Source organism: Lysinibacillus alkalisoli (assembly GCF_014643595.1).
GTDB classification, from domain to species: domain Bacteria; phylum Bacillota; class Bacilli; order Bacillales_A; family Planococcaceae; genus Metalysinibacillus; species Metalysinibacillus alkalisoli.
Genome location: NZ_BMJT01000014.1, coordinates 1 through 13,472, shown reverse-complemented (window position 1 = coordinate 13,472; position 13,472 = coordinate 1). Strand labels below are relative to the sequence as shown.

Below are 13,472 nucleotides of genomic sequence, written 5' to 3'. Positions count from 1 at the left end.
GATGATATGTTAAGATTTTACTTATAATTTTTCTGTATGTTATTGAGGAGGCTAGGAATGAATCGAACACTTCGATATACTATTATATTTGTATTAATTATATTAGTAGGTATCGGTGCCATTGGTACATTTAATGGTAATAAATTAGCAACAAATGAGATCGATTATAAAGAATTTATTACAGAGTTAGATAGTGGCAATGTTACTGAGGCAACGATACAACCAGATAAGGCAGTATTTGTTGTAACAGGTAAGATGAAAGGGTATGACGACCAAGAGAAATTTGTCGTTAATTTACCAACTAATAACCAAGAGTTAATGAATCGTTTAGATAAAGCAGTTGAAGATAATACAAAGATTGCCTATTTACCTGCACCAGAAACAGGTGGATGGTTACAATTTTTAATGGGCATTATTCCATTTATCGTAATTATCTTCTTATTCTTCTTCTTACTTAGTCAATCTCAAGGTGGCGGCAATCGTATGTCATCATTTGGTAAGAGTAAAGCTAAGTTATACGAGAGCGACAAGAAAAAAGTGCGCTTTAATGATGTAGCAGGTGCGGAAGAAGAGAAACAAGAACTTGTCGAAGTGGTTGATTTCTTAAAAGATCATCGTAAATTCACAGAGATGGGTGCACGCGTACCAAAAGGTTTACTTTTAGTAGGGCCTCCTGGTACAGGTAAAACATTATTTGCACGTGCAGTAGCTGGTGAAGCTAATGTACCTTTCTTCTCAATTTCAGGTTCAGACTTTATTGAAATGTTAGTAGGTGTTGGTGCCTCTCGTGTACGTGACTTATTTGAAACTGCTAAAAAGAATTCGCCATGTATCATTTTCATTGATGAGATTGATGCAGTGGGTGGTCGCCGTGGTGTTTCTATCGGTGGTGGTGGTGAAGAACGTGAAAATACGTTAAACCAACTACTAGTTGAGATGGATGGTTTTGGCGATAATGAAGGTATTATTATTATTGCAGCAACAAACCGACCAGATATGTTAGACCCAGCATTATTACGTCCAGGCCGTTTTGACCGTCAAATTACAATTGGCCGTCCAGATGTTAAAGGGCGTGAAGAAGTACTTAAAGTACATGCTCGTAATAAGCCATTAGCTGATTCTGTTGATTTAAAATCAGTGGCACAGCGTACACCAGGCTTCTCTGGAGCGGATTTAGAAAACTTATTAAACGAAGCAGCATTAGTTGCAACTCGTCGTAATAAAAAGAAAATCGATATGTTTGACCTAGATGAAGCAACTGACCGCGTAATTGCTGGTCCAGCAAAAACAAGTCGTGTGATTTCTGAAAAAGAACGTAATATCGTTGCTTTCCATGAAGCAGGTCACGTAGTTGTGGGCTTAATGCTAGATCAGGCTGAAAAAGTGCATAAGGTAACGATTGTGCCTCGTGGGCAAGCGGGTGGTTATGCAGTAATGTTACCTAAAGAAGATCGTTACTTTATGACGAAACCAGAATTACTTGATAAAATCGCCGGTTTATTAGGTGGACGAGTTTCTGAGGATATTGTTTTTGGTGAAGTATCAACAGGTGCGCATAATGACTTTGAACGTGCAACGGCTATTGCTCGCTCAATGGTAACGGAATATGGTATGAGTGATGCGATTGGGCCACTACAATTTAAATCGAGTCAAGGTAACTTCTTAGGTGGCGGGCGTTCAGAACAATCATACTCAGAGTCTATTGCATTTGAAATTGATAAAGAAATGCAAAGCATCATTGTTGAGCAATATGAGCGTACTCGTCAAATCCTTACAGAAAATCGTGAGTTACTTGACTTAATTGCGACTACTTTACTTGAAGTTGAGACACTTGATGCTGAGCAAATTGAAAGTCTGCGTGATACTGGAAAATTACCAGTACGTATCGCAGAGCCTTCTGTAAAGCCAGAAGAAGAAACAACAAGTGTAGAATCATCACAAGTACGTGTTGAAAAAGAAGGCACGCCTTCTGTTGAAGCTCATGTAACAAATACGAAAGCAGATCCCACAACGGAAGACTTACAAAAGGAAGATGTTGTTGGCTCAGATGAACGTACAGGTTTTCAAGAAGAACGAAAATAATTTCTCAAACTACTGATAAGACTAAACCTTATCAGTAGTTTTTTTGTGCAAAAATAATTGCCTTTTATGGTATGCTTTTCTCATGTGAGGTGATAGTATGCGACTTGTTATGGATATTGGAAATACAAATATTAAAATTGGTCTTTATGACGGGCAACATATAGTGCATTATTGGCGTATGCAAACAGATGTGAATAAAACAACAGATGAGTATGCAGCAGGGATTCAAACTTTTTTTATGACAGCACAATTTGATATACAACAAGTAACGGGAGCGATTATTAGCTCAGTGGTACCACCGATTATGCATACTATGACAATGGTATGTAAGCGATTATTTCATATTACACCTTTAATTGTAGGGCCAGGTGTTAAAACAGGATTAAATATTAAATATGAGAATCCAAGAGAAGTAGGCGCAGATCGTATTGTGAATGCCGTAGCTGCTTTACACATATATCAAAAAACACCGTGTATTATTATTGATTTTGGAACAGCAACAACTTATTGTTATATCAATGAACATGGCCATTATTTAGGTGGTATTATTACCTCAGGTGTGACAATTGCCATGCAAGCATTATATGAACATGCAGCGCGGTTACCACGTATTGAGTTTGTCAAACCTCGCCAGCCTATCGGACAAACAACTGTGGATGCCATGCAGTCGGGTGTGTATTATGGTTTACTTGCGCAAGTAGAGGGCATAGTAAAACAACTAGCAAAAGATTATGTTAAGCCAGCACTTGTGATTGCAACGGGTGGTCTTGCAAGTTTAATTGCCCATGATACAACAACGATTGATGTCGTAGACGAGACATTAACGTTAAAAGGGCTTAATATAATTTATGAACGAAATCAGAAATGAGGAATAAAAATGTCGAATGATTATTTAGTAAGAGGCGTAGCCTTTGATGGAATGGTGCGCATTATGGCGGTGCGCTCAACAGACACTGTGGCAGAAGCACAAAGACGCCATAACACATGGCCAGTTGTCTCAGCGGCACTCGGTCGTTCTATGACTGCAGGTGTAATGATGGGCGCTATGTTAAAGGGCGAAGAAAAAATCACGATAAAAATTGAAGGTGATGGCCCTATTGGCCCGATGATTATTGATAGTAATGCTAAAGGTGAGGTACGTGGATTCGTAACAAACCCACATGTACATTTTGACTTGAATACACAAGGCAAATTAGATGTACGTGCAGGTGTTGGTTCAACAGGTACATTAACGATTGTAAAAGATTTAGGATTGCGTGAGATGTTTAGTGGTCAAACCGAGATTGTTTCAGGTGAAATTGCTGAGGACTTTACGTATTATTTTGCAACATCTGAGCAAGTGCCTTCATCTGTTGGATTAGGTGTGCTTGTCAATCCGGATAATACGGTTTTAGCAGCAGGTGGTTTCATCTTGCAATTGATGCCAGGGTGCGAGGAAGAAGTAATTGCATTTATTGAGCAACGACTAAATCAAATAGAGCCTGTTTCGAAAATGATTGAAAAAGGTTTAACACCAGAGGAGATTGTACAAGCGGTAGTAGACGAGGATAATGTCACAATCTTGGATCGTATGCCTGTAGCATTTACATGTCAGTGTTCAAAAGAACGTTTTAGCGATGCCATCGCAGGTCTAGGTAATGATGAAATTCAAGCGATGATAACAGAAGATGGTGGTGCTGAGGCACAATGTCATTTCTGTTTGCAAACGTATGACTTCTCAAAAGAAGAGTTAGAGGCTTTATTGCATGACTAACAAGCCAAAAAAGTCGCTCTCGGATTTAAGAGTAAAAGCTAAGCCAGCGCTCATTATAGCTGGTGTTCTTTTGCTAGGTAATATTCTCTGGTTTATCGCTTGGCTCCTACCTAATAGCTCAGCTCCTTCAGCTGAGAAAGAAATTGTAGCAACTATAGACAAAACAGAAATATCGAGACAACAATGGATGGCTGCAATGGAAGAAAACTATGGCAAAGAAACATTACGTGATTTAGTGAATGATACGGTTATGAAAAAAGCTGCTAAAAAGTACAAGATCGAAGTTTCAAAGGAAGAAATAGACTTAGAATTGGCACTTATGCGTTCTACACCAGAAGAATTTAGCAATTTAATGAAAACTTCATCTGTGGAACAATTGCGCAACAAAGTGTATACCAACTTATTGCTCAGCAAAGTACTAACGAAAGATATTATTATTAAAGATAAAGAAGTGGAAAAGTACTATAAAGATAATACTTCTTTATTTGAAGTCCCAACAAGCTATCGCACAAACTTAATTGTCGTAGATAGTAAAGCTAAAGCAGAGAATGCCATTAAAGAATTAAAAGGTGGTGCTGATTTTTCTGTTTTAGCGCGTGAGATGTCGATTGACGTAGCGTCAGCTAGTTTAGGTGGCGATATTGGTTTTGTCTCTGTAGACCAACCAGGCATGGATAAAAACTTACTAAATGCTTTGGATAGTATTAAAACAAAATCTTTAAGTGAACCCATTCAAATGGATAATGGCAATTATGGTATTTTACAAGTGTTAGAAGTTATTCCAGGTCAATCATTTACATTTGAAGAAGTTAAAGACCATATCAAAGTAGAATTAGGCATGGAACAGTTGACACAAACTGTAGCACCAGAATCATTTTGGAAAGAATTTAAAGTAGAATGGTTTTATGGCGAGAATAAATAGGGCAAAGGATAAGAGTTGTAGTTCGCTACAACTCTTATTTTATAAGGCTGCTAGTTGACAGTACGGTATGACATTGATAAAATTAAAATATTTAAACCTATTAAAATAGTATGAATTAAAAGGAGCCAATGCAAAATGAGTAAATTATATGATTCAGTTGCACAGTTAGTAGGCCATACACCCATTGTTAAATTACAACATGCTACAACAGAAAAAGAAGGAAATGTTTATGTGAAATTAGAGTATTTTAACCCAGGTAGCTCAGTTAAAGACCGTTTAGCTTTAGCAATGATTGAAGCGGCTGAAAAGGATGGTACATTACAAGCAGGTGGAACAATTATTGAACCAACAAGTGGTAATACAGGAATTGGTTTAGCGATGATTGCTGCAGCAAAGGGCTATAAAGCCATTTTAGTTATGCCAGAGACGATGAGCTTAGAGCGCCGTAATTTATTGCGTGCTTATGGCGCTGATTTAGTCTTAACACCAGGCCCAGCAGGAATGAAAGGTGCAATTGCTAAGGCTGAAGAATTGGCACAAGAGAAAGGCTATTTCTTACCTCAACAATTTAATAACCCTGCAAATGCTGAGGTGCATCGTTTAACAACAGGCCCTGAAATTGTAGAAGCTTTTGAGGGTGTACAATTAGATGCATTTGTAGCAGGTATTGGTACAGGTGGTACAATTACAGGTGCAGGTGAAGTGCTTAAACAACACTATCCCAATATTGAGATTATTGCTGTAGAGCCAAAAGATTCAGCTGTGTTATCAGGTGGAGAACCAGGCCCGCATAAAATTCAAGGCATTGGCGCAGGTTTTGTGCCGAAAGTATTAGATACGGATATTTATACATCTATATTCCCTGTAGAAAACGAAACGGCTTTTGAGTTAGCGCGTAAAACAGCACGTGAAGAAGGTATTTTATGTGGTATTTCGTCGGGAGCAGCCATTTATGCAGCGATTGAAACAGCTAAACGCTTAGGTAAGGGGACTAATGTTTTAGCAGTTGTGCCATCAAACGGTGAACGTTACCTATCCACACCTCTTTACCAATTCGATTAATCATTAATTTTACAGATGTCCCACTCTTAATTAAGAGCTGGGGCATTTTTTTACTCATAGAATAAAGGTTAGTGAAAATTAATATAAGAATCGTGACAGTGAAGGGTACTTCAAGTTAAGATGAAAGAGATTTGATTTTAGGAGGAAGTATCTTGACACAATTATTTACGACATCATTTCAGATGGCGGAAGACGCCTTTTTTTATAGCTATAAAGAACAAACTAAAAAGGATACACAACATATTTTTTTAGAGAGTGGCAGAGCGGGCGATATGCATATTGCAGCAAGAAATCCATTAGCTGTAATGCAAGCCACTGATGAGGGTTTACTCATCACATGGCGTAGTGGTCAGGTAGAACATGTAATAGGTGACGCCCTAGCTTTAGCAGAAGAAATAGTCGCGAGATATCGTTTCGAGGCACTGCCTGATCTCCCATTATTTCAAGGAGGCGCTATTGGCTTTATCTCATATGATTATGCACGCGAGATAGAAAAGTTACCCTCATTAACAACCAATGATTTACAGACGCCACGCATTTTTTTCTATTTATTTGATGAGTGGGCTATTTATGATAAAGCACAACAACGCGTTTATCTTATGGGATTACAGCCATTACAATCAACAAAAGAGCAATGGCAACAGGCGGCTACTACAGGCTTGGCACAGCGAAAGTTTATAACGGCACAGGCCTCTTATGCTGTTATTGATGATGTCCCGCCTACAGTATCATGTACACGTGAAGAGTTTGCAAGTGCTGTGAAGCAAGTACAAGCTTATATTCAGGCAGGTGATGTGTTTCAAGTAAATTTATCTGTGCGTCAGTCTCGTCCTTTAGCTGTTGAGCCCATTGTATTGTATGAGGCTTTACGTGCATTAAATCCGTCACCTTATATGGCCTATATTCAACACGAAGACTTTGCTGTTGTATCAGGTTCACCAGAATTATTGATTGAGCGACAAAATAATAAAATCGCTACAAGACCAATTGGTGGTACACGTTTAAGAGGAGCGACTGTTACCGAAGATCAAGCATTAGAACAAGAGCTATTAACGAATGAAAAAGAGTGTGCAGAACATATTATGCTCGTTGATTTAGAACGTAATGATTTAGGTAAGGTAGCTCAATATGGCTCTGTTGAAGTGGATGAGCTTATGGTGATTGAACGTTATTCACATGTGATGCATTTAGTATCTAATGTGCGTGGGACAGTAGAAGATCAAGTAAGTAATACAGCAATATTACGTGCCATGTTCCCAGGGGGGACGATTACAGGGACTCCTAAAATTCGTACAATGGAAATTATTGAAGAGTTAGAGACATATCAACGTGGTTTATATACAGGCTCTATAGGATGGTTAGGTTTTACTGGTGATATGGTATTTAATATTGTCATTCGTACAGCGTATATTAAAAATAAAATCGCACATATTCAAGCAGGCGCTGGTATTGTTATTGACTCAGACCCGATTAGTGAATATGAGGAATCATTAAATAAAGCGCGTGCGATGTGGCAAGCAAAGGCATTAGCGGAGGGACAACAATGATTTTACTAATCGATAATTATGATTCATTTACCTTTAATTTAGTACAGTATTTTGGTGAGTTAGGGCAAGAAATCCAAGTGAAGCGGAATGACGAGATTACTATTGAAGAAATTGAAGAAATCAAGCCACATATGTTAGTCATTTCACCAGGGCCATGTACACCTAATGAGGCTGGTATTAGCTTAGAAGTGGTGACGCATTTTAAAGGGAAAATCCCCATTTTAGGTGTGTGCTTAGGGCATCAAACTATTGCACAAGCTTTTGGTGGTGATGTAGTACAAGCCACACAGTTAATGCATGGTAAAGTTTCTGCCATTACTCATACAGGTGATACATTATATCAAGCAGTACCTTCCCCTTTTAACGTAACGCGTTACCATTCTTTAATTGTCGAGCCGACTACACTACCAGCATGTTTAGAAGTGACGGCACAAACAGCTTCAGGTGAGATTATGAGTATTCGCCATAAAGAATATGCGATTGAAGGTGTACAATATCACCCTGAATCCATTATGACAACGCATGGTAAACAATTGTTACAAAATTTTATTACAACATATGTGAAGGAGTAATAGTAATGTGGTGCTTTATCAATGGTGATTATCAACTAGCCTCCGATTTACGTATTTCGCCCTTTGACCATGGTTTTTTATATGGCTTAGGTTTTTTTGAGACATTCCGAACATATCAAGGGCAACCTTTATTTTTACAAGAACATTATGCTCGTCTACAACAGGCATTGGCCACATATCGCATTGCAATGCCCTACACCATGGAGCAACTTAAAGACATTGTTAAAGAGCTGAATCAGCGAGAAGAGGGGGATGGCTATTTTCGTTTAAATGTTTCAGCTGGAGAGCATGATATTGGTTTAAAGCCCCAACGGTATGACGAACCAAATGTTATTTTATTTCGTAAACCTTTAATGTTAGCGCCAGCTCATAGCGAAAAAACACTGACATTTTTACAAACTGTACGTAATCAACCTGAACAACAACAGCGCTTTAAGTCACATCACTATGGTAATAATGTTCTAGCTCGCTTTGAGTTGCCATCATTACAACAAGATGAAGGTGTGTTTGTAAATCATAATGGCGATGTAGTAGAAGGCGTCACATCCAATATTTTTTGGGTGAAAGATGGTCAAGTTTATACACCGTCTCTTGCGACAGGAGCTTTAGGTGGCATTATGCGCCAATTGATTCTGCAAATGACAACGGTAATAGAAGGCGAATTTAAGCCTACAGCTCTTTTAGAGGCAGATGAAATTTTTATAACAACAGCTATACAAGGACTTGTGCCTATTAAACAACTAGAGAATAACAATTATGTTGGTCGAGAGGGCAAAGTTTATCAACAATTATTTAATGCTTTTGAACAAGTAAAGAAGGAGCGACAGCAATGTTAGAGCATTATCCTACACCTTTAACTATTAATGGGGTGACATTAGATTACACAAAAGAAACTTTTATTATGGGGATTTTAAATGTTACACCTGATTCCTTTTCAGATGGTGGTCAGTTTACGACCATTGACCAAGCTGTCAAACAAGCAAAAAAAATGATGGCTGAAGGCGCAAAGATTATTGATATTGGTGGTGAGTCTACAAGACCAGGTCATGCACAAATTTCGGAAGAGGAAGAAATTGCACGTGTTGTCCCTGTTATTAAGGCACTGTGTACCTTACCCGTTATTCTATCTATCGATACGTACAAGGCTAATGTGGCAGAGGCAGCAATTCAAGCAGGTGCTCACATGATTAATGATATTTGGGGGACTAAGGCAGACGAGAATATGGCGCATATTGCTGCAAAATATCAGGTGCCAATTATTTTAATGCATAATCGCAATCACACACATTATGAAGATTTTTGGCATGATGTAAAAGCTGATCTTATGCAAAGTATTGATATTGCAGTGAATGCAGGTGTACCTCATCACCATATTTTAGTAGACCCAGGCATTGGCTTTGGAAAGACAACAACCCAAAATATTCAAATGATGCAATGTTTATCTTCCTTGGTAGAGATGGGGTATCCTGTCTTATTAGCGACATCACGTAAATCAATGATTGGCAATGTACTTGCATTACCAACTGAAGAACGTTTAGAAGGAACGATGGCAACTGTAGTGTATGGCATACAACAAGGTTGCCACATGATGCGGTTACATGATATTGCGCCCATGCAAAGAGCTATTCATATGACAGACGTATTAACAGGAAAGCAAGTGTACGAGGAGGATTAACAGTGGATTATATTCATGTAAGAGATATGCAATTTTATGGTTATCATGGTGTACTAGCAGCAGAAAACATGATAGGGCAACGGTTTAGAGTCACTGTGGCAATGGCAGTCGATTTACAGGTAGCAGGAGAGAGTGATGCATTGCATCATACCGTTAACTATGCTGAAGTATATGAAGCATGCCAAGCCATTGTAGAAGGACAACCTTATAAATTAATTGAGGCGTTAGCCCATACTATTGCGACGACAATTTTAACACGCTTCTCACTCGTTAAAGGTGTACAAGTCGAAGTCATCAAACCAGACCCTCCAATCGCTGGGCATTATAAAGAGGTAGCTGTATCGATAACGAGAGGTGAATTTGGATGAATGACGTATATTTATCGATAGGCACGAATATGGGAGAGCGTGAACAAAATTTGCGTGCTGCACTTGAGATGTTAGCATGGCATGATGCGATTTCACTTTGTACAGTATCAGCTGTATATGAAACTACAGCAGTGGGTTATACAAACCAAGCCGATTTTCTTAATATTGCTGTACATTTACAAACTACTTTACGTCCGCAAACTTTACTCGAAGTATGTCAAAATATTGAACAGGAGTTAGGGCGTGTGCGTAACATTCGGTGGGGTCCTCGAGTAATCGACCTTGACATTTTACTGTATAATCACGAAAATATTGAAACAGAGACATTGATTGTGCCACATCCACGTATGTACGAGCGTGCCTTTGTATTAGTACCATTAATGGATGTCATTATGACACAATCACCTCAAATTGATAAAGCTCGTCAACAATTTGACGGGCTACACATACAAGAAGAAGGCGTGCGCCACGTTAAGCAACAGCAAAGTGTGGCATCATGGCTAACATAAAAGAAAAGGAGGCAATAACAATGGAACAAAAACCGTTTCAAATTGGCGATATCGTTATGGATAATCGTGTTGTATTAGCACCGATGGCAGGTATTTGTAATTCGGCTTTCCGTTTAACCGTGAAAGAATTCGGTGCAGGTTTAGTTTATGCAGAGATGATTAGCGATAAAGGTATCGTCTATAAAAACGAAAAAACACTAAATATGCTTTATATTGATGAACGCGAAAATCCTTTATCCTTACAGATTTTTGGTGGCGATAAGGAAACCTTAGTAGAGGCAGCTAAATATGTAGACCAAAATACAACAGCCGATATCATTGATATTAATATGGGGTGTCCTGTAAATAAAATTATTAAATGTGAAGCGGGGGCTCGTTTATTACTTGACCCTAACAAAATTTATGAGATGGTAGCAGCGGTTGTAGATGCGGTAAATAAACCTGTCAGTGTAAAAATGCGTATTGGCTGGGATGATGAGCATGTATTTGCTGTAGAAAACGCATTAGCGGCTGAAAGAGCAGGTGTATCAGCGATTGCTATGCATGGTCGTACACGTGTACAAATGTATGAAGGTAAAGCGAACTGGGATATTTTACGTCAAGTGAAGCAAGAATTAAAAATTCCATTTATCGGAAATGGTGATGTCGAAACGCCGCAGGATGCTAAACGCATGTTAGATGAGACAGGAGTAGACGCTGTGATGATTGGTCGCGCAGCATTAGGTAATCCATGGATGATGTATCGTACCGTGAAATATTTAGAAACAGGTGAGCTGATTGCAGAGCCTTCTGTGCGTGAGAAGATTGATGTTTGTTTACTCCATTTTGAACGTTTAATGGCACTAAAAGGTGAAGTCGTTGCTGTACGTGAAATGCGTAAACATGCTTCTTGGTATTTAAAAGGTGTACGTGGTAATGGTAAAGCGCGTAATGCGATTAATCAAACCGAGTCCGCACGAGAACTAACAAATTTGTTACACCAACTTGTTTATGATTATGAGCAACATCAAAGCGAAGGGCCTTCGCAATTAATTATCTAAAAGAGATGCTATCATTTTAAAAATGATGGCATTTTTCATATAAGATGTGGAAAATTATAAAAAACGTGAACGTCCACAAGAAATTGTGTACAATGAGTACATTATGGACTGCAAGAGCGGTAAAAATATAAGGAGTGAAGAAACGTGTCAAACAATGAAGAATTAAACGACCAACTATTGGTGAGACGTCAGAAGATGACAACGATTCGTGAAAATGGTTTGGATCCGTTTGGCGCAAAATTTGAGCGTACACATTCATCACAAGACATTCGCGAACAATTCGCAGAGTTAACAAAGGAACAACTAGAAGAAACGCCACAAGAAGTGACAATTGCAGGACGTATTATGACAAAACGTGGTAAAGGTAAAGCTGGTTTTGCTCATATTCAAGACTTAAAAGGGCAAATTCAAATTTATGTGCGTAAAGATGCTATAGGTGAAGAAGCTTACGAACTATTCAAACAAGCAGACCTTGGTGATATTGTAGGTGTGACAGGTAACGTATTCCGTACAAATGTTGGTGAATTATCTGTTAAGGCAACACAATTTACATTTCTAACAAAAGCTTTGCGACCAATGCCAGAGAAATTCCATGGCCTACAAGATATTGAACAACGTTACCGTCAGCGTTATTTAGATTTAATGACAAATGAAGATAGTAAAACAACATTTATCCAACGCTCACAAATTATACGTGCCATTCGTCGTTATTTAGATGGTCAAGGATTCTTAGAGGTTGAAACACCTATGCTACATACAATTGCAGGTGGTGCAGCAGCGCGCCCATTTATTACACATCATAACGCTTTAGATATGGAACTATATATGCGTATAGCAATTGAGTTGCATTTAAAACGTTTAATTGTCGGTGGATTAGAGAAAGTTTACGAGATTGGACGCGTCTTCCGTAATGAGGGAGTATCCACGCGTCATAATCCTGAATTTACAATGATTGAGTTATATGAAGCTTACGCTGATTACAATGATATTATGAACTTAACAGAAAATTTAATTGCTCATGTTGCACAAGAGGTTTTAGGTACAACAGATGTGATTTATGGTGAGGATACTATTCATTTAGCACCAGGCTGGAAACGTCAACATATGGTGGATGCAGTTAAAGAAGCTACTGGAGTAGATTTCTTTACACCGATGACAATCGAAGAAGCCAAAGCTTTAGCTAAAGAACATAATGTCGAGTTAGCACCATCTCATACGGGTGTTGGTCATGTCATTAATGAATTCTTTGAGCAAATTGTTGAAGAAACATTACTACAACCAACGTTTATCTTTGGTCACCCAGTTGAAATTTCACCGTTAGCTAAGAAAAATCCAGAAGACGAGCGTTTCACAGATCGTTTTGAGTTATTTATTGTGCGTCGTGAACATGCCAATGCATTTACAGAGCTTAATGATCCAATTGACCAAAGAGAGCGTTTTGAAGCACAGATGCAAGAAAAAGAAGCAGGCAACGATGAAGCTCATGAAATGGATAATGATTTTATTGAAGCATTAGAGTATGGTATGCCGCCAACAGGTGGTTTAGGTATTGGTATTGACCGTTTAATTATGTTATTAACAAATTCGCAATCCATTCGTGATGTATTATTATTCCCAACAATGCGTCATACAACAAAGTAACTTCTTATATATAAGCAAATACCTTTTCTAAGGTATTTGCTTTTTTTCATTTTATTCATTAAAAAAGTATTGCATTATGTTTAATAACATGGTAAATTATTAATTGTCTTTAAAACAACTAACCAATAAAAAAGATTTGACTAACAAAGTTAAATAGAGTATTATTGAGTAGTTACTTAATAAAAAAGAATTTTAAAAAATGTTGACAACAATAATGGTAACATGTTATTATATAAAAGTTGTCGCAAGCAACACCATGACCTTTGAAAACTGAACAAGCAAAACGTTAATCAATAAAACG

13 protein-coding genes are annotated in these 13,472 nt (G+C 38.1%); all 13 read left to right on the top strand.

The genetic code is table 11. The annotated features are described in order from the left end of the window. The first annotated feature begins 57 nt into the window (after positions 1–57). Positions 58–2,082, top strand: a complete 2,025-nt coding sequence (ftsH, locus tag IEW44_RS14910; RefSeq protein WP_188615864.1) for an ATP-dependent zinc metalloprotease FtsH — start codon at positions 58–60, stop codon at positions 2,080–2,082. A gap of 97 nt (positions 2,083–2,179) precedes the next feature. Continuing rightward, positions 2,180–2,950 carry a type III pantothenate kinase gene (locus tag IEW44_RS14905; RefSeq protein ID WP_188615863.1) on the top strand — a complete coding sequence of 257 codons (771 nt, stop codon included), beginning with the start codon at positions 2,180–2,182 and terminating at the stop codon, positions 2,948–2,950. A gap of 9 nt (positions 2,951–2,959) precedes the next feature. Further along, on the top strand, positions 2,960–3,835 hold the full coding sequence (hslO, locus tag IEW44_RS14900) for an Hsp33 family molecular chaperone HslO (RefSeq protein ID WP_188615862.1): 876 nt from the start codon (positions 2,960–2,962) through the stop codon (positions 3,833–3,835). Then, on the top strand, positions 3,828–4,757 hold the full coding sequence (locus IEW44_RS14895; protein WP_188615861.1) for a peptidyl-prolyl cis-trans isomerase: 930 nt from the start codon (positions 3,828–3,830) through the stop codon (positions 4,755–4,757). Before hslO ends, IEW44_RS14895 begins: the two co-directional genes overlap by 8 nt. A gap of 135 nt (positions 4,758–4,892) precedes the next feature. Then, a complete protein-coding gene (gene cysK / locus IEW44_RS14890) occupies positions 4,893–5,819 on the top strand; it encodes a cysteine synthase A (protein ID WP_188615860.1) in 927 nt (308 codons plus the stop codon). A 152-nt stretch (positions 5,820–5,971) separates the two neighbouring features. Continuing rightward, the gene (locus tag IEW44_RS14885; RefSeq protein WP_229704265.1) at positions 5,972–7,366 is read left to right on the top strand and encodes an anthranilate synthase component I family protein; all 1,395 of its coding nucleotides are present in this window, start codon (positions 5,972–5,974) and stop codon (positions 7,364–7,366) included. Then, entirely contained in the window at positions 7,363–7,938 is a 576-nt protein-coding gene (pabA, locus tag IEW44_RS14880; protein WP_188615859.1) for an aminodeoxychorismate/anthranilate synthase component II, read from the top strand. The genes IEW44_RS14885 and pabA overlap by 4 nt, the downstream gene beginning before the upstream one ends. A 5-nt stretch (positions 7,939–7,943) precedes the next feature. Next, a complete protein-coding gene (locus tag IEW44_RS14875; protein WP_188615858.1) occupies positions 7,944–8,774 on the top strand; it encodes an aminotransferase class IV in 831 nt (276 codons plus the stop codon). After that, on the top strand, positions 8,768–9,613 hold the full coding sequence (gene folP / locus IEW44_RS14870; RefSeq protein WP_188615857.1) for a dihydropteroate synthase: 846 nt from the start codon (positions 8,768–8,770) through the stop codon (positions 9,611–9,613). Before IEW44_RS14875 ends, folP begins: the two co-directional genes overlap by 7 nt. A gap of 2 nt (positions 9,614–9,615) precedes the next feature. Then, positions 9,616–9,981 carry a dihydroneopterin aldolase gene (gene folB / locus IEW44_RS14865; protein WP_188615856.1) on the top strand — a complete coding sequence of 122 codons (366 nt, stop codon included), beginning with the start codon at positions 9,616–9,618 and terminating at the stop codon, positions 9,979–9,981. Then, complete coding sequence (folK, locus tag IEW44_RS14860; RefSeq protein ID WP_188615855.1) at positions 9,978–10,490, top strand: 2-amino-4-hydroxy-6-hydroxymethyldihydropteridine diphosphokinase; 513 nt, start codon at positions 9,978–9,980, stop codon at positions 10,488–10,490. Before folB ends, folK begins: the two co-directional genes overlap by 4 nt. Before the next feature lie 20 nt (positions 10,491–10,510). Continuing rightward, positions 10,511–11,530, top strand: coding sequence for a tRNA dihydrouridine synthase DusB (gene dusB / locus IEW44_RS14855; RefSeq protein WP_188615854.1), 1,020 nt, complete (start codon positions 10,511–10,513; stop codon positions 11,528–11,530). A gap of 144 nt (positions 11,531–11,674) precedes the next feature. Further along, the gene (lysS, locus tag IEW44_RS14850; RefSeq protein WP_188615853.1) at positions 11,675–13,171 is read left to right on the top strand and encodes a lysine--tRNA ligase; all 1,497 of its coding nucleotides are present in this window, start codon (positions 11,675–11,677) and stop codon (positions 13,169–13,171) included. The last annotated feature ends 301 nt before the right edge of the window (positions 13,172–13,472 follow it).

What these genes read in the sequence shown, in the direction of transcription:
- cysK (WP_188615860.1), top strand. Translation starts at nt 4,893, where the DNA reads ATGAGTAAATTATATGATTCAGTTGCACAGTTAGTAGGCCATACACCC.
- dusB (WP_188615854.1), top strand. Translation starts at nt 10,511, where the DNA reads ATGGAACAAAAACCGTTTCAAATTGGCGATATCGTTATGGATAATCGT.
- IEW44_RS14905 (WP_188615863.1), top strand. Translation starts at nt 2,180, where the DNA reads ATGCGACTTGTTATGGATATTGGAAATACAAATATTAAAATTGGTCTT.
- folK (WP_188615855.1), top strand. Translation starts at nt 9,978, where the DNA reads ATGAATGACGTATATTTATCGATAGGCACGAATATGGGAGAGCGTGAA.
- ftsH (WP_188615864.1), top strand. Translation starts at nt 58, where the DNA reads ATGAATCGAACACTTCGATATACTATTATATTTGTATTAATTATATTA.
- folP (WP_188615857.1), top strand. Translation starts at nt 8,768, where the DNA reads ATGTTAGAGCATTATCCTACACCTTTAACTATTAATGGGGTGACATTA.
- hslO (WP_188615862.1), top strand. Translation starts at nt 2,960, where the DNA reads ATGTCGAATGATTATTTAGTAAGAGGCGTAGCCTTTGATGGAATGGTG.
- IEW44_RS14875 (WP_188615858.1), top strand. Translation starts at nt 7,944, where the DNA reads ATGTGGTGCTTTATCAATGGTGATTATCAACTAGCCTCCGATTTACGT.
- pabA (WP_188615859.1), top strand. Translation starts at nt 7,363, where the DNA reads ATGATTTTACTAATCGATAATTATGATTCATTTACCTTTAATTTAGTA.
- IEW44_RS14895 (WP_188615861.1), top strand. Translation starts at nt 3,828, where the DNA reads ATGACTAACAAGCCAAAAAAGTCGCTCTCGGATTTAAGAGTAAAAGCT.